This is a genomic window from Cobetia sp. cqz5-12 (assembly GCF_016495405.1).
Taxonomy (GTDB): Bacteria; Pseudomonadota; Gammaproteobacteria; order Pseudomonadales; family Halomonadaceae; genus Cobetia.
Genome location: NZ_CP044522.1, coordinates 1,275,806 through 1,297,736, shown reverse-complemented (window position 1 = coordinate 1,297,736; position 21,931 = coordinate 1,275,806). Strand labels below are relative to the sequence as shown.

Here is a 21,931-nt window from a genome sequence, read left to right as displayed (position 1 = left end):
CGCCACGCTGCGACCAACTGGCGCACCCGAGCGGCGCCAGGCGCTGCGCAGAAAGCCATCACGCCCTCCCGCCATTGCCGCGGTGGGAAGGAGAGTTTTGTGCTGCAGACCTGTCACTTCCCCAGCAGGCTAACTATCATGGCCAGTCATCGCAGCGCTCACCGACAAGGATTGCCAGTGAACGCTACCGCCTATCACCCGAGACCGTGATTCCTACCTGACATGACGCATCGCTCCCCCACTCATCCCCCTGCTGGTCACACCGGCACTACCAGCCCCAGCGCCACGGCGCCGCGCGGCCACCGCGATTACTGCGAAGCCGGGCTTGCCCGCCTGCTGGAGCAGCACGACCTCAATAGCTTCGATGCCCTGTGGCAAGTGGCAGCCCACGACGTCGACGCGCCAAATCGTGAACGCGGCGGCGTCTCGACGGTCTCGCTGCTGACGCTCGAGGATGAGCACGGCAACAGTCATCGCCTCTATCTCAAGCGCCAGACCAACCACCTGGCCCGCAGCCTGGCGCGCCCGCTGGGCGAACCGACCTTTTCCCGTGAATGGCGCGCCATCCGTCACTATCATGCGCGGGGGATCCCGTCAGTGGACGCCGGCTGGTACGGCGAGCGGCGCGCAGGCCGGGAGTGGCGCGCCATCCTGATCACCTTCGATCTCGCCGGGCGCGATGATCTGGATCACTGGCATGAACGCTGGGCGGAACTCGATGCCGGCATGCGCTCTCAGGTCATCACCGCCAGCGCCCGCCTCGTTCGCGAGATACATCAGGCTGGCCTGATGCATGGCTGCCTGTTTCCCAAGCACCTCTTCCTCAGTCGCCCGCCGAGTGAGTCGCCGGACAGCACCTGGCAGATGGACGCCGTCATCATCGACCTCGAGAAGACGCGCCGCTTCGTGCTGCGCCGCCACGAGTGCCTGCGCGATCTCTACGTGCTGTGGCGCCGCCTGAAGGGCTGGCAGCACGATGAATGGCGACAATTTCTTGCCGTCTATCGTGATGCAGACGCACAGAGCACCGAGGTCAGTCAGTGGCTGGAACAGCTGGAAGCACGCGCCGCACGCAAGCGTCACTGAGCCTGCAGAGCCCGGCGATGATCTTTGACGTAGTGAGTACTAACCTCGCGCACGGCATGCGACCAAGGTCTTGGTCACCTTGCGCAATAGTGAATGGCGATGTCGCTCAAATGCGTCATGGGAAGTCTCACTCATGAGACATTAAACTTCCCTGAAATAATCGGTAACATCCGCTAACAAGACGGCTAATAAGTTTTCAAACAACGTTCTAAAAAAATGCTTGCCAAACAGAACGCTGTTTTTTATAGTTCGTAGCGTCCCCTGATCGACGCAGCCACGCAGAGCACACGGCCCAAGCCGTAGGGTAGCGAGGCACTGCTGACAGGCAGCTCACGAAGCCAAGCTTCAAGGAGAACTACACATGAAAGCTATCAAGATCCTGACCGCTACTGTTATCGCCGGCACCATGGCAATGGGCGCACAATCCGCCATGGCATATGGCAAGGGCGATATCTTCCTGCGCGGTGGCGTTGCCAAGGTCGACGGCAAGAGCAACAACGGCAACGGTCTGATCGCCAAGGACGAGTCCGGCTTCGCCGGTTCCGTGGGCTACATGTTCCACGACAACCTGGCCATCGCCCTGCAGTCCACTGAAGAATTCAGCACTGACTGGGAAAACAGCGCCGGCGGCTTCGATCAGATGCCGATCAACCTGATGCTGCAGTACTACCCGCTGGGCGGTACTGAAGCCCGCGTCCAGCCGTACGCTGGTGTCGGCCTGAACTACACCCACTTCTCCGGTGAGTCTGCCGGTGGCCAGAGCATGGACATCGACGACAGCTACGGCGCCGCTGCCGAGCTGGGTGTGGACCTCAAGATCACCGAAGCCTGGGCCGTCAACGGCTTCGCTCGTTACGCCGACGTCAAGGCCGATACCAAGATCGCCGGTCAGGACGTGAACGACACCGAGCTGGATCCGGTCACTGTCGGTGCTGGTGTCACCTACCGCTTCTAAGGCCTTGTGCGAGGCGTGAACATGCCTCCAACAAGCACCTGGCAAGCCGTGTGATGCCACGCCGTGACAACGGCATCGTGGACGACGAAGCTCGGCAACGCTGAGCAGTCCAGGCGATAGATGGACATCACACAGGAACGCCGCAGACCTTCGGGTCTGCGGCGTTTTCGTTGTTGGTAGCCAACGGCTACACGGCGGATCTTAAGCGGCGCGCCGCAGAAATTGACCTGGATCAACCATGCCCCTCACCGTGCAATAACGCCCGTAAACTCTTGCCTCAGATCAAATTTCTCGAAATTCGGCTACCTAGAATGAGGGCATTGTTTCCCGCCATCCTTCAGGAGCCATCATGTCCGACGTCGTCACTCGCTCAGCCTCCCTCCCCGCGCACCTGACTTCGCGTAGCCCGCGCTCTGCAGCACGCCCGTGGCAGATTCTGGCACTGGCAGGCCTCACCAGCCTCGCGACTCTCGGCGCCGCACCTGCCATGGCCGCCGACTCGCTGAATGCCAGCTCTCATGGCTCTCTCAACTCTCTCAGCTCTCTCAACTACGGCGCCGGGCAGTTCTGGACGCGTGCGGGTGTCGCCAAGGTCTCGCCGAAGAGTGACAACGGTCGCATCGATGCCATCGGTGCCGACGTGGACGTCGATGATGACAGCGCCTTTGCCTTCACTCTCGGCTATCGCTTCACCGATACCTTCGGTATCGAACTGCTGGCGGCGCAGGATTTCGACCACGACATCTCGCTCAATGGCCAGAAGGCCGGCTCCGTCGATCACCTGCCGCCGACTCTGACACTGCAGTACTATCCGCTTGGCGGACGTGAATCGCGCATCCAGCCGTACATCGGCGCGGGGGTCAATTACACCCACTTCTCCGATGAAACCCTCGACGATGGCACCAGACTCGAGATGGATGACAGCTGGGGCGCGGCCGCACAGATCGGCGTCGATCTGGTGATCAACGAGCACTGGGCGGCCAACGTCGCTGCTTGGTATCTGGATATCGATTCCGATGTCACCGTGGCAGGCAGCGTCAACGACAAGGTCGAGATCGACCCCATCGTGACCATGGCCGGGATCAGCTATCGCTTCTGATCAGCCACTTCCTGGCTAGCACTTCTGACTGGTCAGAGACGACAACGCCCCGCCAGCCCATCTCGGGCCGGCGGGGCGTTGTCCTTTTTTATCTATACGCTGTGCGTGGTGCGTGGTGAGTAATGCGCTCGGCACGCATCAGCGCGGGGCGGCTTGCCCACTGTTCGTTGCCGAGGCATTGGAAGTTGCTGAGGCTGTTGAGGTTGAGGGCGTTGAGGGCGTTGAGGGCGAAGGCGGCGTGGCGTCGTCGGCCGGCGCCTTGCTCACCTTGCCCGGACGTGGGCGGTCCAGCACCAGTCCCAGCACCACCAGTGCCGCGCCCGTGACCATCAGCGCGGTCCACTGCTCGTCGAACAGCCACCATGCCATCAGCGCGGCACACGGCGGCACCAGGAAGAAGGTGCGCGCGACCTGATGGGCCTCGCCCCGCTCCAGCATCAGCATCAGCAGCCAGATGGCACCGACCGAGATGGCGATCACCAGCCAGGCCATGGTCATCAGCAGACGCGGCGTGGGGTCAAAGGCAAAGCTGCCGACACTGGTTGCCGCGACGACGAAAACCGCGCCCGCACCGAGATACTGGAACATCAGCCCCTCGACCAGCCCCATGCGACCGGAGACTCGCTTCTGCCACAGTGTCGAGCTGGACACGCCGATCAGCGCCACCAGGCACCAGACGAGCCCGATCAGCGGCCAGTCCAGAGTGCCTGCGCCGTCCTTGGCAAGCCCTGCCCCCAGCACCAGACTGACGCCGATGGCGCCACAGCCAAGCCCGGCCCACTGCTTGGCCCCCAGACGCACGCCGAACAACGGCAGTGACAACGCCGCCGTCACCAGCGGATGCAGACTGACCAGCAGCGCCGTCAGGCCTGCTGGCAGCCCCGCCTTGACCGCCGCGAACACGCCGCCCAGATAGGCACCGTGCAACAGCATGCCAATGCCCATCTGCGCCAGACGGTCATTGCGCCTGCCCCACTGACGCGGCTTGCGGCGCAGCCACAGAATCACTCCCAGCACCGGCAGCACCAACAGGCTGCGCACCAGCAGCAAGGTGAAGGGTTCAGCGTCCAGGGTACCGAAGCGCGCGGCGATGAAGCCGCTGGCGAACAGAAACACGAAGCAAAGTGGCATCCACATCACGCAGACTCCAGCGAAAGAAATGACAAGCGGACGGTCCGGGGGCAGAGACAGGACGTGCACCGACGGGACCACGACAAGAGTCTTCAGCTTGCCGCGAACCCTCAAGGGGGCACAAGATACAGATAATCACCAATTCAAGGGGTACAGACAGGCATGTCATCCGCCGAGCACGCTTCGTCCGCCAGCCGCCCTTCGCTTGTCGGCTCCTCTATCGACGCAACCACCAGCTCAGGCGCCACTGCCGCGACAATGCCGCGCTATCAGCAGCTGGTCGAGCGACTCAAGACCCAGATGGCGACGGGCAAGCTGAGCGCAGGACAGCGCCTGCCTTCGCTCAGGCGGCAGGCGGCGCAGTCGGGACTCGGCCTCAACAGCGTGATTCGTGCCTACGGCGAGCTGGAGGCGGCGGGTCTGATCATCGCCGAGCCGCGTGCCGGCTATCGGGTCGCGCCATCGACGGGGACTGCTCACGACACAAATGAACTGGATTCCGCCCTGAATGGCGGCTCACAGACCCGCCCGGCTTCATCACGTCATCCCGGTGAGCTGGAGCACAGGCAACAAGAGTCTCATCACAGGCCGCGTGCCATCACCACCCTCACCATCAGTGACCCGGCCTGGCAGGCGATGGCGAATGCCAGTGATCCGCACCTGGCACCGTTGGGTGCCGCTCACCCGGAGCTGGACGCCCCCGCCGTGCGACGCCTGTATCGTCTGGCGCGCACTCAGCTCGGGGCCCATGCCCAGCACCCCAGCGCCTATGCCTTGCCGCCGGGCTCGAGCGCGCTGCGCACTGCCATCGCCCAGCATCTCAGCCACCACGGCCATCTTTGTGACAGCGACGCCCTGTTGATCAGCCAGGGGGCACAGCATGGCATGTCACTGCTGCTCGGCCAGCTGCGTGCCGCCAAGGGCCGCTGTCAGGTCGGCGTCGAAGCGCCGGGCTATTTCGGCATCGTGGCCGCCATCGAAGCCCAGGGCCATCAGGCGATCGCCATTCCTGCCCGCGCGCACCAGGGGCTGGATGTCGAGGTGCTCGAGCGTCTGCTCGAGCGTCATGATGACAAGACGCCCGCCCTGACGCTGGACGCCCTGATCGTGACCGCGGATGGTCACAATCCATTGGGCGGGCAGCTGAGCACGCCAGATCGCCACCGCCTGCTGGCACTGGCGGCCCGCCACGCCATCCTGCTGGTCGAGAACACCACCTTTGCCGAGCTGAGCTTCGATACCCGCCATCCGTGGCTGGCCGACCTCGCCCACCGCCATGCCGACAGGCCGATGCCTGCGCTGATCAGCGTCGGATCATTCTCCAAGACGCTGGACCCCCGCACCCGCTGCGGCTGGCTGTGGCTGTCACGGCCCGAGCAGGATTCACCACTGGGGCTGCAGGCGATGATTCGGGCGCGCTGGGCCAATGGCATGGGCGACATGCCATGGATGCATGCTGCCCTGAGCGAACTGATCACCAGCGGGGATTACGGCCGCCACGTGCAGCGCATGCGACGCTGCTATGCGCGACGCCTGGAGCGTCTGCGTGCACACCTGAGCGCGGCGTTGGGAGACAGCGTCTGGCTGCCGCCGCCGAGTGGCGGCTATCTGCAATGGTGTGGCCTGCCCAGCCTTGAGGCGCAGCAACTGGAGCAGTTGCATCAGGACCTGCTGAACGCAGGCATCGCCACCCTGCCCGGCAGCCTGTTCAATGCCGAACAATCCGGCCTGCGTCTCAATGCGGCCCAGCTCGGCGAGGAAGTGACGCAGAACGCTGCGCGGCCCTCTGACGCGGCCCCCCGCCAGCAGGACATACTGGCGCGCCTCACCGCTCACCTGCAAAAAGCCCTCGCACAGGGCGAGGGCTGATTGAGATGCGATGCCTGAATTCCTCAATGACACAGTCGGCTGTCAGGCCATGCGCAGCGCCTGCTCGCGGCGACGTGCCCACACCTGATTGATTGCCAGTGCCGCCACGATGACCGCCCCACCCAGCGCCAGACGCGCCAGGTCGGCGTCGCGGTTCCAGATCAGCAGGTTGACCAGCAGACCCGCCGGCACCAGTGCATTGTTCATGATCGCCAGCGTGCCGGCATCGACCCGCGTCGCGCCCTTGTTCCACAGGAAGTAACCCAGCCCCGAGGCCACGATACCCAGCCAGCCCAGCACCACGAAGTGCACCGGCTGCGACGGCAGCTTGTCGGTACTGCCGAACAGCAGAAACATCACGATCACCAGCGCCAGCGCGCCGAGATAGAACCAGCCGAACACATGGCGATGGGCGACATCCGCCGGCAGCTGCGGAGCGATCTGACGGTAGGCCACCTGCCCGATGGCAAAGCACAGATTGGCGCCCTGCACGACCGCAAAGCCGAGCCAGAAGCCGTCACTGACCCCGTCGTAGCGAATGATCGCCGCGCCCAGCACCGCAATCGCGGCGGTCAACAGGTAGAATGGCGACAGGCGCTTGTTCATCAGGTCATCGAGCAAGGTGATGTAGATAGGCGTGAAGATGGTGAACAGCAGCACTTCCGGCACGGGCAGCAGCAGGAAGGAGCGATAGAAGAAGATGTACATCAGGCCGAGCTGGATCGCGCCGATGGCCATCAACTGGAAGCGCAGGCGGCCGCTGATCGCCCGCGGGCGCATGAATGGCGCGAAGACCAGGCACGCCAGCGCGATACGCGTCAGTACGGCCAGATAGCTATCGACCTGACCGGACAGATAGACGCCGATCAGGGAAAACGAGAAGGCCCAGAGGGCCGTGACACCAATCAGGTAGGACATGACGAGTAAACCCGGTAGCCAGAAGAAGTTGACACCAATTGTAACCCTCTATGCGCTGCTCGCGCAGATCCGCCGGCTGGATTTTTCGTCACGTTCCGGCCCGGCCTCACGCAATGCCTGGTCTGGCCAGGGAAGCGGCGAGGTGACGGTCACCCGCGAAGCCGCAGCTTCCCCCCACGACGGGTCACGACAGGCGGCTCAGCAAGAAGCGGAAAGCGTGGTATTTCTGGAGCAGGGCCAGTTCCAGCTCGAGGGCCAGTCATCCAGCGTCAACTTCCACAACCGCTATCGCTGGCAGCTGGCCGCGGATGGCGAGGCGCTGTCGCTCAGTCATGAACGCCGTGGCCGTGATGCCGCCGTCTTCCTGTTCGACCTGGTGGCCGACAGCGCTCGAGGCGAAGATCACTTCGTCAGTCGTGAAGCGCATCTGTGCATCGATGATCTCTACGCCGCCACGCTGGTCATCGTGCGTGATGAGGCGGGCAATGCCCTGGGCTTCGATCTCGACTGGCGCATCACCGGCCCGCGCAAGGATGAACACCTCGCCTACCGCTATCGCTGCTGAATGCGACCAGCACTGGAAAAGACCACTGACGGCGCATGACGGGGCCGCTGGCAGCACATGAAAACGCCGCTGACGAATCACTCCGTCAGCGGCGTTTTTGCTCTGGCGTCGATACTGACAGTCGATACTGACAGCCGATCAGGCCAGCAGACGCGCCTTGAACCACTCACCGATCGCCTCGATTTCCTCGAGACACACGGCGTGCGCCATCGGCCAGGTCTGCCACTCAAGCGGATGCCCCAGCGCACGCGCACTCTCGGCGCCCGCCTCACCCAGTGCCAGCGGCACGATATCGTCATGGGTCCCGTGATGCACACTGATGGCCAGGCCTTGATTGGCGGCGCTCGGCGCAATGGTCGCGCTGGTGGCGAAATAGGTCGAGAGCGCCAGCAAGCCGCCCAGCGGACGTTCGCAGCTCAACGCCGCCTCATAGGCCACCGCGCCGCCCTGGGAGAAGCCGGCCAGAATGATGCGCTCACTGGCGATGCCCTGAGCGATCTGCTCCTCGATCAAGGCATGCACGTAGGCCGCGGATTCACGCAGCTGCATCTCATCGACGCGCCTCCCGAGATTCATCTCGAGAATGTCGTACCAGGCCGGCATGCACATGCCGCCATTGACGGTCACGGCCAGTTCGCGCGCATGCGGGAAGACGAAACGCACACCGTGATTCTCAGGCAGACCCAATGCAGGCACCACGGGCACGAAATCACTGCCGTCAGCACCCAGGCCGTGCAACCAGATCACGCAGGCATCCGCCTGGGCGCTCGGCTCGATGATCTGAGGGGCACGGTGGCCACGCTGCTGTGATGCGTCACTCATATTCAGCTCCGGTCGGTAAGAAGGGGAATGCCGCCCAGCCTACCATTGACGCCGTCATCTGCCATGCGATGAGGCCGGCAATCTCACCATGAACAGGCAAATTGCCCTGTCACTCGACGCCCGCCAACCTCACCAATGCCACTAACGCCATGACAGGATATCTTCAGCATCCGTCAATCAAGGGGTCTGTCAAGCAAGGATTCTGGTGCTATTGCAGAATGTCGGCCAGTTCATTCACATCCTTCACGACATGATCCGGCTTCTTGGACAGCGGGAACAGTGCCTTGCCCGGGCGGGCGATGAATGTGGTCTGCAAGCCCGCCTCCTTGGCGCCGGCGACATCCCAGCCATGTGCCGCGACCATCATGGCTTCCTCGGGTTCGACATCCAGCTTGTCGAGCACCCATTCATAGGAACGCAGGTCCGGCTTGTAGATCTGGATATCTTCAATGCTGTAGCGCGCATCGAAATACGGCAGCAATCCCGCGTTTTCGAATTGCGCCTGGACGCCCTTGTTGGACGAGTTGGTCAGACTGACGATCTTGTAACCTTCAGCCTTTAGCCTGGCCAGACCTTCCTTGACATCAGGGTGAGGCGGGAGTGTCAGCAACGGGGTGATGATGGCCTTCTTCGCCTGCTCCTCCGTCAGTTCGACACCGTTGTTCTGCGCGACCACCCGCAACGAGGCGACACCAATCTGGCCGAAGTCGTGGTAATCCCGGGTCACGGTAGACACCAGAGAATAATGCAGCATGGTCGAGAACCACAGAGGCAGCAGGTCTTCTCTTCCCCCCAGTGCCTCACCGACGGAGCTGCGCATCGAGGCAAGATCCAGCAGCGTTTCATTGACATCGAAGATCAGCACCTTGGGCTTTTCAACGACATCATCCGCCATCACACTTCCTGACATCAGACCAACACCCAACACCAATGAACCTGCCACTTTCTTGAGTTTTCCGCGCACCATCATGGGGCTCCACTTGATTGATTTCATGGCATCCTGCCTCGGTATATCGACATGCAGGCCAGTAGATAACAACGTTTAACCACCGTGACACATGATGGCACCTACACTGTGAACTGCCGATGAATCTTTACGAATAACCTGAAAAACCCTCAGCATATTGCGGGCATCAAGCAAGGTGTCATGCACAGAGTCGACCCACCACATGCTGCGCCCATCCAGAATCCGGGCATAAAAAAACCCGCCATGATGGCGGGCAATGAATGTCGGGACAGCGACACCCAGGACAGGAAAGCGTTTGAGAAAGGGTTTTGCCACCGGGTCGTACAAGACGGGCTGGTGGAGGGGCCCAAAGCCCTTGCTCAAGCGTTCTGCTTACTATCCAAGTGTCTCTACGTCTGGGATATTTCCTTTCGCTCTCCCTGAATTTCGGCAGTCAATGGCTTGCGCATCAGTGCTAGCGCCTTTGATCATCGCTGCGCAATGATTCAAGCGGCAATCAATTCACAGCGCTACAATCGTTTCACAATGACAACTCACGGCATGAAGTCATGTGAAGCGAGTCATGTGTACCGAGTCGTGTGAACCATCATCATCGAAAGCTCAGCGGTGATCGGCGTCGATATCGACTGCACCCTGCACATCACTATCGGCAAACACATTGCCACGGCTGGTGATCAGAATGTCAGGATTTGCAGCGTAGCGCTTTTCGCTCTTCTGGTAATCACGCATTTCGCTGTGAATGCCATGTGATTGGGCGCTATTGAAGCGCGCGTTACTGCTGTCATCAGTGCTGATATCGGCACTGGCCAGACCGCTGGTGGCGAGGACAAACACTGCCAGGCCGTGAGTCATGAATGACTTGATCATCTTTCCATCCTCCGTTCATTTTCACTATCGAGTTGCCATGCAGTGACACACCATTGATCACTTCATGTACTACGTATATCCAGGCGGATTATTTATCAGAGTTGATATCTGACACTACCCACGTGAACCATTGATAAAGACCCTCAACAAGCACTACCCACAAGAATGCGACTTACGATGGCGCGCTGTTCAGGCTTGTCCATGAAGGGGGGCTTCTACGTCATCTTACGAGGCACGGGGCGTCGCTGCGTGGGATAGCTCCCGACAGGTACCGGCCATTTTCTGAAGGGTCTGGCTGTCGTTTCACTTCGTGACGGGGTGTCACCTGGTGATCAGTGTCAGTGACACTGCTGAGCGACTGGCTTGTTCACGTTTTTGGGTTTTCGAGCTCTTACTACTTCTGTTCTGGCTGCTGCTCATGATGGCACTTGCTGCGAGGGCACTTGCTGCGAGGGCACTTGCTGCGAGGGCACTTGAGTCGGTCGCTGCAATGCGTGGCCACGAATCAGAGCGGGGCTCAGACAACCTGAATCAGACAATCTGTCTCGGATGATCTGAATCAGACACTTTCGCTCAGAGCATGCTGGACGCGAGTCACGGACACGCTCTTGCCGGCATCGTTGGCGAATTGCTGGGAGTCGGACGCCAATGTCTCGCGCTGACCTTCGATCGCAGCATCGTTCAGGGAGCTTTCGACACGGCCCGCGGCGACGCTCATGCCGGTATCGGCAAAGGTGGCTTGCTCGGCGGCGGCGGACTGGGCCTGGCCATGGATGCCGGATTCGCTGAGCGCAGAACGCACCTGAAGGTCAGCGACGCTGTCTGCAAAGACAGCACCGGTGGCAGCAACGGAAAGCGCGGTGGCGGCGATGAGGGTATTGAGCAGTTTCATGAGATATCTCCAGTGAAATCTTTTGTCGGGTCAACTGGGCCAACCGGATCAACAACATCTACCAGATCAGCCAGGTTGCAAGCAGGGTCTGTCTTGGGTGCCGTCAGCGTGGCGGCGCCACGCATCAGGCGTTGTCGTTCAGGGTATGCTCGACACGTGACGCGGCAACGCTCTTGCCGGAATCATTGACGAACTGCTGGGTGTCACGAGTGGCCTGCGCCTGCTGACCCTTGATGGTCTGACTATTCAGCGCCTGCTCGACACGGCTGGCCGCAACGCTCTTGCCTGCATCGGTGATGGCCTGCTGCTGAGTGGCTGCCTGCTGGGCCTGACCGTGGATCACGGATTCACTGAGGTTGGCGCGAACCTGCTGGTCGGCAACGCTATCGGCATTGGCGACGCCAGTGGCGGTCACGGACAGAGCAACGGCGGCGATAAGGGCATTGAGGGTTTTCATGAGATGACTCCAGAAAAGGTGAATGGCGAATGGATAAAAGGGAGAACAGTGCTGCTGTGGTCCCGGGGCCATGAATCAGGCCCTGCAGACTCAGGCGTTGTCGTTCAACGCATCTTCAAAGCGTGATGCCGCGACACTCTTGCCGTTGTCGTTGCTCAGGCTCTGGCCGCGGGAGACAGCATGCGTCTGTTCACCCTTGATGGTGTCGGCGTTCAGGGACTGCTCGACACGGTTGGCAGCGGCACTCATGCCGGACTCGGCAGCATTCAGCTGCGTCGCGGCGGGCTGCGCCTGGCCGTGGATGACCTGTTCGCTCAGTGCGGCACGCACCTGGGCATCGGCAACACTTTCATCAGCGGTGGCAACACCGGTGGCAGCAATGGAAACGGCAGCGGCGGCGATCAGGGAAGTCAGGGTTTTCATGATGATTCTCCAGAAATGGGCAAGGTCAAATGTCAGGTGAGGCGATGTTCGGGGGTCACTGAGCTGTCAGCGTGACCCTATCTGCTTCAGGCGTTGTCGCTGATGTGCTGCTGAACGCGGCTGGCGGCGACGCTCTTGCCCTGATCATTGACGGTGGCGTTGGCCTGGGACACGGCAGCGGTATCGACGCCGCGGATGTGGTCAGCATTGAGTGCCTGCTCAACACGACCGGCAGCAACGCTCATGCCCGTTTCGGAGAAGCTCTGCTGGCTGGTGGCAGCCGGCTGAGTCTGGCCCATGATCTGCTGGCTGCTGATGGCATTCTGGACGCGCACGGCGGCGGGGCTATCGTCAGCTGCGAATACGGAGGTGCTGGCAGTGGCGATGGCGACGGTAGCGATCAGAGTCTTGAGGGAAATGTTTTTCATGGTGTATCTCCTGGTCCTGGTGCGGATGCTTCCGCTTTGAGTCGTTGTCAGTCAGTAAAGGAGTGTTTTGCTGACCCCTGTCCGGGCCCTGGCCTTCACTGACTGTGGTGCGTGCTGCGTTTCGATGATTAACAGACTAATCGTTATTCTGCGTTCAAACTAGCCGTAGAACTGGAAGCTCACTGTTTCTCTTTGAGCAACATCACTGGAAACGAACGGCCTTCCCCAGCGCTTGACCCTCCTGCCCTTCTCATCACCTATAAAGCTATTGAAGCGGCTCTGAAAAAGTCTTGTACAACATGGAGAGGGCAAGAATTCCTTGTTTGCGTGCTATCCCACCCCCTTGAGCGGCGCTTTGGCCTGGCAGATCGCTAGCGACTTTGGTTGAGGAAGACTGTCTCTCACCCACCACCTTGGTCGAACATGCTGCACGCTACAGGGTGTGTCTTGCTGTGCTGATGAGTTATACGTCGCCACAGCAGAACTGGATGCCACAAAAACAAGAAAATGCGTATTTTTCTTTCTGCTTTGGCTGAGGCGCCTGAAAACAGCGTCCAACAGCAAGAAATTGTGCACATCAATTTTTGCGAATATTCATTGACCGATTGTTCAGGGGGTGGATATTGCCCCTCACACTGTCAGTCGGTGACGCCTTGCCCACTGATGTCGAGAAGATTCATGTCGCTCGACAACCAAGAGCTCGAGGTCAACCCCGCCTCATCAGCCCTGCATATTTGCTGCAACGTTGATGGAGTGCATTGTGAACCTCGCGAGCTGCGGGATATATCCCCGCGCCGGAACAGGATTGATTCCTCCAGCGAATCAATTCAGCGCTCTTCCCACCCGGACTGAAGCACCCTCACCCACCCACGCGAAGTAATCCCAACGTTTTCAATCGCTTAGGCGACCCATGCAACGATGTCAAAATGATGACAGCCTGGGGACGGCCGTCGTATTTCCGTCGGCGGACAGCAGAACGTGTTGGAAGAGCGTCAAGAAAGCGGCGAGAAAGTGTCGCGTGAGCAGCGCAAGACTGGCGTAAAGGGTCGGGTAATAGTGGCGAGTGAGGAAAAGGTGCGAGAAGACAGAGGGAATGGAGAAGGGAGTAGATAGAGGGAGAGAAGGAGCGCCAGCAGGACACCACGGCCGGCAAGCAGCACTCGGCTCGGTTCACACAGGGCCAGGCCCGAGCGGCGCCACGCATTATCGACCGTCATACGACGTGGGATACACTGGCATCATGCCTATCGAGCCCGAAGCCCCGTCCCATGCATCGCCCGGTGCAGCCGAGTCATTGCCCCCTTTTGCCCAATGGGGCGACTCCCCCTGTGCGACCGGCTGCGACCTGCGCCGCGACTGCGCGCGCTACCGTCACCCGCGCGTCAGGGATATCGCCTGGCTTCTGAGTGCCCCGGTCCTCTTGCAGCTTGCACGTTACCCGCGCCCGTCCCTGGCCGCACTCGGGCTGGAGGATGACCACGTCCGCCACCGCTGGCTGATGACGCTGGAGCAGGCGCCCCACGCACTCGAGGCTGCCGTGAATGAGCGCCGCCACTATCGCCTGGGCCACTACCACGAGCTGCTCTGGCAATTCGTGCTGGCACGCGCGCCCGGCAGTCGCCTGCTGGTCAACAACCTCAGGATTTCCCAAGGCAAGGTCACCCTGGGAGAGCTGGACATGCTCTACCTGGCGGCGCAGGACACGGCGCCCACGCACCTGGAGGTCGCGATCAAGTTCTATCTCGGCCTGCCCGAAGGCCCTGAAGCGGCCGACAGCCCGGCACGCTGGATAGGTCCCGGCGGCGCCGACAGCCTCGCCATCAAGTATCAGCGCAGCCTTGAGCATCAATTGCCTCTGGCCTATACCGAGCGCGGACAGCAGACGATTCGCCAGGCACTGACCAGACAAGCACTGACCAGACAGGCACTGGCCAGACAGGCAGGCGCGAGCGAGATGAACCCGCCGCCGACAGAAGACCCGAGTGCCCCGTTACTCGCAGGCCAGCAACTGGCATTGCCCGGCTGCCTGTTTCGCCCCTGGCAGCCAGACCAGGCGCCCGCCCACTGGCTGCCCCCGCCCCGCCATTGCCATCCCGAGAGTGCGCGCCAGGCCGGCTGGTGGATGAGTGTCAGCCAGTTTGCCGCCTTCTGTCAGACCCTCGAGGCTTCCCCGAGACATGAAGGCCCGCTGCTGGGCTGTGTCAGGGAAAAACCTGCCTGGCTGGCCGCCCCGCCCGTGGCGTCGCTACAGCCATGGCATGAGCTGGATCGCTGGCTACGCGATCACTTCGTGCCACCCGGCGCCGCTGACGACCTCAGGCCGGACGAACTGACAGTGCAAGAGGCGGCGGCTCAGCAATACAGCCGCCAGCGCACGCATCAACACCCCCGCCAGCTGTGGCTGGAGCGCAGCGTGGCGGTGCCTGACGGCGAGCCGACCAACGCCAGCACGCCCCGCCAGCAGTGGCGAATATTCGTGGTACCGGACGACTGGCCGAGCTTCATTCCCCTGCCGCCACCGCCACCTGCTGCGCAGTGAGCCTGCCGCTTGGCTTGCTGGTGGCTTTGTCTTGCTACGTGAAATCAACGATAATGCGCCGCGTCAGATCAGGGTGGCGACAATCCGTCCCCCTGCTCTCGCCATTCGGCCCGCGCGCAACACTACCCCGCTGCTCCCGGGTCTGCTGGTGACCCACCCCTGTCGCTAGCCAACGGCTTCTCGGCACGTCTTCTTGCCTGACCGACCACCTCATCGGTCACCTGATGGCGCCTGCTGCAACGCATCTGCTGAATCCGTAGGACGTCATAGTGAAAACACGACTTTCCAGCCTCGATATCGTGGCGCTGGGCTTCATGACCTTTGCCCTCTTTCTGGGCGCAGGCAATATCATCTTCCCGCCCCAGGTGGGTCAGGGCGCGGGTGCCGAATTCTGGCCTGCGGCACTGGGCTTTCTGGCCACCGGCGTCGGCATGCCGCTAGCCGGTATCGTGGCGGTGGCCGTGATCGGTGGCGGCCTCGACAAGATCACCTCGCCGCTGCCGAAGTGGGCGGCCGCCGCCTTTGGCGTTGCCATCTACCTGTCCATCGGGCCGATGTTCGCGATTCCGCGCACCGGCACCGTGGCCTTCGAGATGGGCATGCGTCCCTTCATCGACATGTCGGCACAGAGCGGCCTGGCCCTGCATTCGGTGCTGTTCTTCGGCATCGCCACCCTGATCGCGCTGAGCCCGGGCAAGTTGATGGATGTGGTCGGCAAGTGGCTGACGCCGCTGCTGATCGCGCTGCTGGCGCTGATCGCACTGTTCACCATCATCGACCCGCAGGGGCCACTGGGGCCGGTGAGCCCCGAGTGGGCCGAGGCGCCGTTCATGACCGGCTTCCAGCAGGGCTACCTGACCATGGATGCGCTGGCCTCGATGGTGTTCGGCATCCTGATCGTCTCGGCGATCAAGGCACGCGGCATCACCGCGACCGCTGACGTGACCCGCTACACCCTGTGGGCCGGCGCCATCGCCGCCATCTGTCTGGCCGCCGTCTATCTGCCGCTGACCTACATGGGCGCCACCAGCCATGCGCTGGTCAGCGAAGCGGCCAAGGGCGAGCTGATCCCGGTCTACGTCGAGGCACTGTTCGGCGATGCCGGCAAGCTGATCCTGGCGCTGGTCATCACCCTGGCGTGCCTGACCACCGCGGTGGGCCTGTTGACCTCCTGCGGCGAGTTCTTCCATCGCCTGCTGCCGAGCGTACCCTACCGCCTGCTGGTGATCGTGATGGCCGTGGCCTCGGCATTGATCGCCAACCTGGGCCTCTCGACCCTGATCAGCGTCTCGATTCCGGTACTGGTGACGCTCTATCCGCTGGTGCTGGTGCTGACGCTGCTGTCCTACCTGCGTCCGCGCCTGCATGATGCGCCGCGCGTGTTCGCCTGGTCCCTGGGCCTGACACTGCTGGTCAGTCTGCTGGATGGCTTCGAAGCCAGCGGCATTGACTCGCTGATGGCCATCTCGCATCGCATCGAGCCGCTGCTGCCGCTGGCCTCGATGAATCTGGGCTGGCTGGCGCCGGCACTGGCGGGGCTGATCATCGGCATGCTGGCCAGCCGTCGTGACCAGACGAACCTGGACCCGGCACTGGCCGCTCAGGACTGAGGCTTATGCCAATCAGTCGCGCAGCGTGACCAGAAACGCGAAAGCCCGCCTCTCAAGCGAGAGGCGGGCTTTTTTGTTGCCACAAGACAGCTGACAGAAAACAGATGACAGGCACCCTGTCAGCCATCAGGCGACCGTCAGCGCGGCGCACTGCGCGACAGGCCCAGCTGAGCCAGGGTGGCGTCATCCAGCGCATGCACGGCCTCGACGCCGCTCAGCGCCGTGAAGTAGTCCGGTGTCAGGAAGTCACGCCCGCCAAGCAGATGCTCCAGATACTCGCGTGCCGGCTTGAGGCCCTCGGCGGTGCGCTCGGGCAGCGCCACATACACCCAGGCGTCGATCACGCCTTCGCGGGTGACGATGGGGTGAAGGAAACGCTCATATTCATGCGGGCGGCCTTCGAAGGGGTCCATCAGCTTGATCTGCTCAGCCTCGAGCAGCTCGTACAGCACGCCTTCGACGCGCTCACCCGGCGCAGGCTGTACGTTGGCATGCGCGATACCCTCAACCCGAGAGGCCTTGTCGAAGCTCAGGCGATGCTCTTCCAGCCAACCATGCACGGCCCGTCGCGTCTCGCCGATGCGTGCCACGACACGCGCCGGATTCATGTTGCTGCCGTAGGCGAAGTAATAGGCCATGCAAGCTCCTGAAGAGGTCTCGTGGCGCAATGCGAGGGCATCACGCCTGCATAGGGGAGCACTGTGGAGATGTCGGGGAGAGGAAACTCAGTGCGAGGTGAGATTCCTGCCCGGCAATCAGTGCGTCGCAATCAGTGCGTCACGATCAATGCGTCGTGACCAGCGTGTCGATCTCGCGAATCACTTCCGTCATCGCCACGCGGCGCTCCGGGCGGGCATCCTTCAGCCAAGCTTCGATGGCCGGGGCCACTTCACACTTGACGGGGAATGGCGCACGGGCATCACACATCGCTTCCAGACGGGCGATGAACACGAAGCGCAGCCACTGGCCCATGTCCATGCGATCGACACAGAATGGCTCCACACTCATGAAGGCCTGCGGGGATGGCGTGTCCATGCGCCACAGGTCTGCTGCCTTCATGGTCGCTTCCAGACGTGCCAGCAGCGCGCGCAGTTCGTCGTAGGGATTGCCGGCGATCTCGCCGTCCCGGGGTGGTTCAGTCGGATTCATGCGACCTCCGTCAAATCATGCAGGGTTCGTTCACGCTATTATCCCGATGATGCTCACCGAAGGCCAGGAGGCCGCATGGCAGACACGCTGTTCAATGATGTGATGATACTGCTGGGAGCCTCGGTGGTGGCCGCAGCGCTGTTCCGCCGCCTGCATCTGCCGCCGGTGCTGGCCTATCTGGCGGTCGGTTTTCTGGTCGGCCCTCATCTGGCAGGCTGGATCGGTCGCCCGGAAGAACTCGCCTTCCTGTCGGAATTCGGGCTGGTGTTTCTGCTTTTCTCGCTCGGCCTCGAATTCTCGGTGCCGCGCATGCGCGCCCTCAAGACCACGGTATTCGGGCTGGGCGCCTGTCAGGTGGCGGTATGCAGTGGCCTGTTCTGGGCGCTGGGTTCGGCGCTGGGCCTGTCACCAGCGGCGGCGCTGGTAGCGGCCGGCGCGCTGGGGCTTTCCTCCACTGCCATCGTCACGCGGGAACTGGCACGCTGGAATGAGCTGGACAGCCCCCACGGCCACGCCGCCGTGGGCGTGCTGCTGTTCCAGGATCTCGCCGCCCTGCTGTTCCTGATCCTGATTCCGGCCATGGCCGGCGATGGCAGCCAGCTGCTCAGTGACCTGGGTCTGATGCTCATCAAGGGGCTCGGGCTGGTGGCGGTGATGCTGATGATCGGCAAGTGGGTGCTGCCGTTCGTGTTCCAGGAGATCTCTCGCGCGCGCTCTGAAGAGCTGTTCGTGCTCACTGTGCTGCTGGTGGCACTGTTCTCCGCCTGGCTGACCCACAGCCTGCATCTGTCGATGGCGCTGGGTGCCTTCCTGGCCGGGATGATGCTCGGCGAGAGCCATTTCCGTCATCAGATCGAGGCCGATATCCGGCCCTTCCGCGACATCCTGCTGGGGCTGTTCTTCGTCTCGGTGGGCATGTTGCTCGACCCGCAGGTGTTGCTGGCGCAGTGGTACTGGGTCGTCATCGGCGTGACCTGCCTGCTGGCGACCAAGGCACTGCTGATCACCGGACTGGCACGCCTCTCCGGCCGCCCGCTGGACAGCGCGCTGCGCACTGGCCTGGTGCTGTCCCAGGGCGGCGAATTCGGCTTCGCGCTGCTGGCGCTGGCCAGTCAGCAACGCCTGATGGACAACGAGACCGTGGGCCTGGTGGTGGCGATCATCATCGGCTCGCTGGTGGTCACGCCGAGCCTGATTCGCCACAACCAGCAGCTGACGCGCCGCCTGTGCCGCTCCACCACGCCCACCCAGGAGAACCCGCACACCACCGCGGAGCTGAGCGCCGCCACCGCCCCGCTCAGTGGCCATGTCATCGTGTGTGGCTTCGGGCGTGTCGGCCAGACGGTGGGGCGATTTCTCACTCAGGAGAAACTCGAGTGGATCGCCATCGATGCCGACCCCATCCGCGTCCACGAGGCCGCCAGCGCCGGCGAGCCGGTGGTGTTCGGTGATGCGCAGCGTCTGGAAATCCTGCGCGCCCTCGGCATCGAACGTGCCCGGCAGGTGGTGATCACCGTCAATCAGCTCTCGCACGCATTGGCCATATTACGCGCCATCCAGCCGCTGGAACTCGAGAACCTCAAGGTGCTGGTGCGCACCCAGGATGACGCGGACCTCGAGACCTACAAGGCCGCCGGGGCCACCGAAGTGATTCCCGAGGTGCTCGAGGGCTCGCTGATGCTGGTCTCGCATGTGCTGGTCAATCTCGAGGTGCCCTTTCGCCGCGTGGCGCGTTCGATCCAGAATGCGCGTGAGGCGCGCTACAGCATGCTGCATGGCTATTTCCATGGTCAGCAGTCCCAGTTGACCGACAAACGCGGCAACCCGCTGCTGCGGCGACATCCGCTGACGCTAACCGCCGATGCCTGGGCCTGTGGCCGACGACTGGACGACATCGCACTGCCGGAAGTGTGCGGCATTCTTGTCTCACGCGTGGTACGCGCCAGTGGCGAGAACCTGGAAGACCCCACCGGCGACCTGACGCTGGCGTGTGGCGATACACTGGTATTATCAGGACTGGCTGATCATATTGAAGAGGCGGAAACCCGCCTGCTGACCGGCTGAGGCCATCGGCCACTGGCGTTCAGAAGGGAGAGCGTCACAGAGAGTCAGCTCGGATGAACATGCTGATGAGCACACTGAAGGGATCGACATGCCAGGGGGCACGGCCCTGCATGGGAGATAGCACTTATCACAAGGAGGCAGTACACATGGATAGCGCAGGCGTACACAACTACATGGAGCAGCTGGTGCTCGACCAGCTGCGCTTGCATCCCGATAGCCACTCAATGGATGTCGACAGCCGCGAAGACGTGGCCTGCATCGCGCTCAATCAGCTGGCGCCCCGCTATATTCGCCACGACGTCGACATGGCGTTCTACATGGCGCCCGCCGAACAGGAGCTGCTGGAAGAGCGCGTCTCGATGGCACTCCAGGAAGCCTTCGACAAGGTGCGCTCGATGCCCCGTCACGGCTAGTCACGCGTTGCGGCCCATGACGCGTCGCCCTGAAACGCGTCCTGCAACACCAAACGCGGATCAATGATCACCGCCAGAGAAATGACAACGGCCACCGCGATAGCTCTCGCGGTGGCCGTTGTGTCTGTCGCAGGTACAGCCCGAGGCACTACCTCGCGCGACCTGTGGGTCATTACCTCAAGCGAGCAGTATCAGATGCCCTCGGCGCACTGCGGCGGCACTTCATCCAGCACCTTGCGCAGGAAGGCGCGCGTGCGGTCATCCTTCGGCGCGCTGAACAGCTGGCTCGGCGGCCCCTGCTCGACGATCCGCCCGCCTTCCATGAAGATGACGCGATCCGCGACTTCCCGCGCGAACTGCATCTCGTGGGTGACCACGATCATGGTCTGGCGCTCGACCGCCAGCTGCTTCATCAGCTCCAGCACCTCATCGACCCACTCCGGGTCCAGTGCCGAGGTCGGCTCATCGAACAGGATCACCTCGGCCTGGGCCGCCATGGCGCGCCCGATGCCGATCCGCTGCTGCTGACCACCGGAGAGAGCCGCCGGGAAGGCGTCCGCCTTCTCGCTCATGCCGATACGCTCGAGAATCTCGCGCGCCCGCTGGTGCGCCTTGGCCTTGGGCCAGCCGTTGACGACGATCAGGCCCTCGGCAATGTTCTCAAGCGCCGTCTTGTTGGCGAACAGCGCATAGTTCTGGAACACGAAGGCACTGCTGCGACGCAGACCGAGAATGTCGTGACGGCTGGCGCGCGTGGCCTCGACCTTGCGCTCGCCGATCTGGATCTCGCCACCATCGGGCTGCTCGAGGAAGTTGATGCAGCGCAGCAGCGTGGACTTGCCGGTGCCCGACGGGCCGATGACGACAATGATTTCACCCTGCTTCACTTCCAGGGTGATGCCATCGAGTACGGCCTGCCCGCCGAATGTCTTGACCAGGTTTCTGACTGCAATCATCGCTGATAGGCCTTGTTGAGACGTTTCTCCATCCAGCGCTGCACGAAGGACAGCCCTTCCACCATCACCCAGTAGACGATGGCCACCATGATGAAGGATTCAAAGTACAGGAAGCTGCTGGCCGCTTCCTTCTGAGTCGCGCCCATCAGTTCGGTCACCCCCAGCGTGAAGGCCAGCGACGTGGACTTGATCATGTCCACGAAGTAGTTCATCAGCGTGGGGGCCGCCACGCGGGCCGCCTGAGGCAGCACGATGCGCCGCATCAGCTGGACATTGGTCATGCCGATGGAGAGCGCCGCTTCGGTCTGGCTGCGATCGACCCCGACGATGGCGGCACGGATGGATTCGGCCATGTAGGCCGAGAAGTGCAGCGTCAGGCCGAGAATCGTCGCGGTGACGCCATCGATCTGGGTCAGGAACGCCATCACCTGCGGCAGGCCGTAATAGAACAGGAACAACTGCACCAGCAGCGGCGTGCCACGGAAGAAGGAGATGAACACGATGGTCAGCGCATTCAACACCGGCACCTTGAGCACCCGCACTACCGCCAACAGCGAGGCCAGCACCAGCGCGGCCACCATGCCGATACAGGCCATCTTGAGTGTCAGTGGCAGGTATTTGAGCATGACCGGCAACAGGCCAAGCATGTAATCGATATTGAGAGTATCCATTCGTTATCCGGACAGGCTGGGGGCTTGGCTGAGGGTCTGGAAAGACACCC

General features: G+C 62.2%; 22 protein-coding genes. 9 read left to right on the top strand and 13 right to left on the bottom strand.

Annotated elements, in window-relative coordinates; all coding sequences use genetic code 11:
• The first annotated feature begins 222 nt into the window (after nucleotides 1-222).
• The 3 genes from F8A90_RS05540 (at nucleotide 223) to F8A90_RS05530 (ending at nucleotide 3,140) form a co-directional block, all read left to right on the top strand.
• Nucleotides 223-1,086, top strand: coding sequence for a lipopolysaccharide kinase InaA family protein (locus F8A90_RS05540; RefSeq protein WP_200019322.1), 864 nt, complete (start codon nucleotides 223-225; stop codon nucleotides 1,084-1,086).
• Between the two features lie 361 nt (nucleotides 1,087-1,447).
• Nucleotides 1,448-2,041: an OmpW/AlkL family protein gene (locus tag F8A90_RS05535; RefSeq protein WP_054556795.1), complete on the top strand. Its 594-nt coding sequence runs from the start codon at nucleotides 1,448-1,450 to the stop codon at nucleotides 2,039-2,041.
• Between the two features lie 349 nt (nucleotides 2,042-2,390).
• Entirely contained in the window at nucleotides 2,391-3,140 is a 750-nt protein-coding gene (locus F8A90_RS05530) for an OmpW/AlkL family protein (RefSeq protein WP_200019321.1), read from the top strand.
• Nucleotides 3,141-3,278: 138 nt separating this feature from the next.
• On the opposite strand, the gene F8A90_RS05525 is transcribed toward F8A90_RS05530, so the two are convergent.
• Nucleotides 3,279-4,277 (bottom strand): DMT family transporter, encoded by a 999-nt coding sequence (locus tag F8A90_RS05525; protein ID WP_200019320.1) that lies wholly within the window; start codon nucleotides 4,275-4,277, stop codon nucleotides 3,279-3,281.
• Nucleotides 4,278-4,433: 156 nt separating this feature from the next.
• On the opposite strand from F8A90_RS05525, the gene F8A90_RS05520 reads away from it, so the two are divergent.
• A complete protein-coding gene (locus F8A90_RS05520) occupies nucleotides 4,434-6,140 on the top strand; it encodes an aminotransferase-like domain-containing protein (protein ID WP_200019319.1) in 1,707 nt (568 codons plus the stop codon).
• A 42-nt stretch (nucleotides 6,141-6,182) separates the two neighbouring features.
• Here the strand turns inward: F8A90_RS05520 and F8A90_RS05515 are convergent, their stop codons facing one another.
• Nucleotides 6,183-7,058, bottom strand: a complete 876-nt coding sequence (locus F8A90_RS05515; RefSeq protein ID WP_200019318.1) for a carboxylate/amino acid/amine transporter — start codon at nucleotides 7,056-7,058, stop codon at nucleotides 6,183-6,185.
• On the opposite strand from F8A90_RS05515, the gene F8A90_RS05510 reads away from it, so the two are divergent.
• Nucleotides 7,057-7,623, top strand: a complete 567-nt coding sequence (locus F8A90_RS05510; RefSeq protein ID WP_166019480.1) for a DUF6314 family protein — start codon at nucleotides 7,057-7,059, stop codon at nucleotides 7,621-7,623. The two genes, F8A90_RS05515 and F8A90_RS05510, sit on opposite strands and share 2 nt — an antisense overlap.
• Before the next feature lie 138 nt (nucleotides 7,624-7,761).
• On the opposite strand, the gene F8A90_RS05505 is transcribed toward F8A90_RS05510, so the two are convergent.
• From F8A90_RS05505 to F8A90_RS05475, 7 genes are all read right to left on the bottom strand, one after another.
• The gene (locus F8A90_RS05505) at nucleotides 7,762-8,445 is read right to left on the bottom strand and encodes an alpha/beta hydrolase (protein ID WP_200019317.1); all 684 of its coding nucleotides are present in this window, start codon (nucleotides 8,443-8,445) and stop codon (nucleotides 7,762-7,764) included.
• A 208-nt stretch (nucleotides 8,446-8,653) separates the two neighbouring features.
• Nucleotides 8,654-9,340, bottom strand: coding sequence for a haloacid dehalogenase type II (locus tag F8A90_RS05500; protein ID WP_233593454.1), 687 nt, complete (start codon nucleotides 9,338-9,340; stop codon nucleotides 8,654-8,656).
• A gap of 672 nt (nucleotides 9,341-10,012) precedes the next feature.
• On the bottom strand, nucleotides 10,013-10,279 hold the full coding sequence (locus tag F8A90_RS05495; protein ID WP_200019316.1) for a hypothetical protein: 267 nt from the start codon (nucleotides 10,277-10,279) through the stop codon (nucleotides 10,013-10,015).
• Nucleotides 10,280-10,838: 559 nt separating this feature from the next.
• Nucleotides 10,839-11,171, bottom strand: coding sequence for a hypothetical protein (locus F8A90_RS05490; RefSeq protein ID WP_200019315.1), 333 nt, complete (start codon nucleotides 11,169-11,171; stop codon nucleotides 10,839-10,841).
• Nucleotides 11,172-11,295: 124 nt separating this feature from the next.
• Nucleotides 11,296-11,628 carry a hypothetical protein gene (locus F8A90_RS05485; protein WP_166019476.1) on the bottom strand — a complete coding sequence of 111 codons (333 nt, stop codon included), beginning with the start codon at nucleotides 11,626-11,628 and terminating at the stop codon, nucleotides 11,296-11,298.
• A gap of 90 nt (nucleotides 11,629-11,718) precedes the next feature.
• The gene (locus F8A90_RS05480) at nucleotides 11,719-12,051 is read right to left on the bottom strand and encodes a hypothetical protein (RefSeq protein WP_200019314.1); all 333 of its coding nucleotides are present in this window, start codon (nucleotides 12,049-12,051) and stop codon (nucleotides 11,719-11,721) included.
• Between the two features lie 86 nt (nucleotides 12,052-12,137).
• On the bottom strand, nucleotides 12,138-12,479 hold the full coding sequence (locus F8A90_RS05475) for a hypothetical protein (RefSeq protein ID WP_107335218.1): 342 nt from the start codon (nucleotides 12,477-12,479) through the stop codon (nucleotides 12,138-12,140).
• Nucleotides 12,480-13,719: 1,240 nt separating this feature from the next.
• On the opposite strand from F8A90_RS05475, the gene F8A90_RS05470 reads away from it, so the two are divergent.
• Together F8A90_RS05470 and brnQ are read left to right on the top strand one after the other, a co-directional pair.
• Nucleotides 13,720-15,018, top strand: coding sequence for a DUF1853 family protein (locus F8A90_RS05470; protein ID WP_200019313.1), 1,299 nt, complete (start codon nucleotides 13,720-13,722; stop codon nucleotides 15,016-15,018).
• 269 nt (nucleotides 15,019-15,287) lie between these two features.
• A complete protein-coding gene (gene brnQ / locus F8A90_RS05465) occupies nucleotides 15,288-16,628 on the top strand; it encodes a branched-chain amino acid transport system II carrier protein (RefSeq protein WP_200019312.1) in 1,341 nt (446 codons plus the stop codon).
• 137 nt (nucleotides 16,629-16,765) lie between these two features.
• Here the strand turns inward: brnQ and F8A90_RS05460 are convergent, their stop codons facing one another.
• Both F8A90_RS05460 and F8A90_RS05455 read right to left on the bottom strand, forming a co-directional pair.
• Complete coding sequence (locus tag F8A90_RS05460) at nucleotides 16,766-17,266, bottom strand: gamma-glutamylcyclotransferase family protein (protein WP_200019311.1); 501 nt, start codon at nucleotides 17,264-17,266, stop codon at nucleotides 16,766-16,768.
• A gap of 145 nt (nucleotides 17,267-17,411) precedes the next feature.
• Entirely contained in the window at nucleotides 17,412-17,777 is a 366-nt protein-coding gene (locus F8A90_RS05455) for a YqcC family protein (protein ID WP_200019310.1), read from the bottom strand.
• Between the two features lie 75 nt (nucleotides 17,778-17,852).
• Here F8A90_RS05455 and F8A90_RS05450 point away from each other — a divergent pair, with 75 nt between their 5' ends.
• Both F8A90_RS05450 and F8A90_RS05445 read left to right on the top strand, forming a co-directional pair.
• Nucleotides 17,853-19,841 carry a cation:proton antiporter domain-containing protein gene (locus tag F8A90_RS05450; RefSeq protein WP_200019309.1) on the top strand — a complete coding sequence of 663 codons (1,989 nt, stop codon included), beginning with the start codon at nucleotides 17,853-17,855 and terminating at the stop codon, nucleotides 19,839-19,841.
• A gap of 146 nt (nucleotides 19,842-19,987) precedes the next feature.
• Nucleotides 19,988-20,254, top strand: a complete 267-nt coding sequence (locus F8A90_RS05445; RefSeq protein ID WP_200019308.1) for a late competence development ComFB family protein — start codon at nucleotides 19,988-19,990, stop codon at nucleotides 20,252-20,254.
• Between the two features lie 191 nt (nucleotides 20,255-20,445).
• On the opposite strand, the gene F8A90_RS05440 is transcribed toward F8A90_RS05445, so the two are convergent.
• Nucleotides 20,446-21,210 (bottom strand): amino acid ABC transporter ATP-binding protein, encoded by a 765-nt coding sequence (locus F8A90_RS05440; RefSeq protein WP_200019307.1) that lies wholly within the window; start codon nucleotides 21,208-21,210, stop codon nucleotides 20,446-20,448.
• The gene (locus F8A90_RS05435; protein WP_043335389.1) at nucleotides 21,207-21,881 is read right to left on the bottom strand and encodes an amino acid ABC transporter permease; all 675 of its coding nucleotides are present in this window, start codon (nucleotides 21,879-21,881) and stop codon (nucleotides 21,207-21,209) included. The genes F8A90_RS05440 and F8A90_RS05435 overlap by 4 nt, the downstream gene beginning before the upstream one ends.
• Nucleotides 21,882-21,931: the final 50 nt, after the last annotated feature.

Excerpts from the sequence above, each read along its gene's own strand:
- F8A90_RS05540 (WP_200019322.1), top strand. The coding sequence starts at position 223 with ATGACGCATCGCTCCCCCACTCATCCCCCTGCTGGTCACACCGGCACT.
- F8A90_RS05535 (WP_054556795.1), top strand. The coding sequence starts at position 1,448 with ATGAAAGCTATCAAGATCCTGACCGCTACTGTTATCGCCGGCACCATG.
- F8A90_RS05530 (WP_200019321.1), top strand. The coding sequence starts at position 2,391 with ATGTCCGACGTCGTCACTCGCTCAGCCTCCCTCCCCGCGCACCTGACT.
- F8A90_RS05525 (WP_200019320.1), bottom strand. The coding sequence starts at position 4,277 with ATGTGGATGCCACTTTGCTTCGTGTTTCTGTTCGCCAGCGGCTTCATC.
- F8A90_RS05520 (WP_200019319.1), top strand. The coding sequence starts at position 4,434 with ATGTCATCCGCCGAGCACGCTTCGTCCGCCAGCCGCCCTTCGCTTGTC.
- F8A90_RS05510 (WP_166019480.1), top strand. The coding sequence starts at position 7,057 with ATGACGAGTAAACCCGGTAGCCAGAAGAAGTTGACACCAATTGTAACC.
- F8A90_RS05515 (WP_200019318.1), bottom strand. The coding sequence starts at position 7,058 with ATGTCCTACCTGATTGGTGTCACGGCCCTCTGGGCCTTCTCGTTTTCC.
- F8A90_RS05505 (WP_200019317.1), bottom strand. The coding sequence starts at position 8,445 with ATGAGTGACGCATCACAGCAGCGTGGCCACCGTGCCCCTCAGATCATC.
- F8A90_RS05500 (WP_233593454.1), bottom strand. The coding sequence starts at position 9,340 with ATGGCGGATGATGTCGTTGAAAAGCCCAAGGTGCTGATCTTCGATGTC.
- F8A90_RS05495 (WP_200019316.1), bottom strand. The coding sequence starts at position 10,279 with ATGATCAAGTCATTCATGACTCACGGCCTGGCAGTGTTTGTCCTCGCC.
- F8A90_RS05490 (WP_200019315.1), bottom strand. The coding sequence starts at position 11,171 with ATGAAACTGCTCAATACCCTCATCGCCGCCACCGCGCTTTCCGTTGCT.
- F8A90_RS05485 (WP_166019476.1), bottom strand. The coding sequence starts at position 11,628 with ATGAAAACCCTCAATGCCCTTATCGCCGCCGTTGCTCTGTCCGTGACC.
- F8A90_RS05480 (WP_200019314.1), bottom strand. The coding sequence starts at position 12,051 with ATGAAAACCCTGACTTCCCTGATCGCCGCCGCTGCCGTTTCCATTGCT.
- F8A90_RS05475 (WP_107335218.1), bottom strand. The coding sequence starts at position 12,479 with ATGAAAAACATTTCCCTCAAGACTCTGATCGCTACCGTCGCCATCGCC.
- F8A90_RS05470 (WP_200019313.1), top strand. The coding sequence starts at position 13,720 with ATGCCTATCGAGCCCGAAGCCCCGTCCCATGCATCGCCCGGTGCAGCC.
- F8A90_RS05460 (WP_200019311.1), bottom strand. The coding sequence starts at position 17,266 with ATGGCCTATTACTTCGCCTACGGCAGCAACATGAATCCGGCGCGTGTC.
- F8A90_RS05455 (WP_200019310.1), bottom strand. The coding sequence starts at position 17,777 with ATGAATCCGACTGAACCACCCCGGGACGGCGAGATCGCCGGCAATCCC.
- F8A90_RS05450 (WP_200019309.1), top strand. The coding sequence starts at position 17,853 with ATGGCAGACACGCTGTTCAATGATGTGATGATACTGCTGGGAGCCTCG.
- F8A90_RS05445 (WP_200019308.1), top strand. The coding sequence starts at position 19,988 with ATGGATAGCGCAGGCGTACACAACTACATGGAGCAGCTGGTGCTCGAC.
- F8A90_RS05440 (WP_200019307.1), bottom strand. The coding sequence starts at position 21,210 with ATGATTGCAGTCAGAAACCTGGTCAAGACATTCGGCGGGCAGGCCGTA.
- F8A90_RS05435 (WP_043335389.1), bottom strand. The coding sequence starts at position 21,881 with ATGGATACTCTCAATATCGATTACATGCTTGGCCTGTTGCCGGTCATG.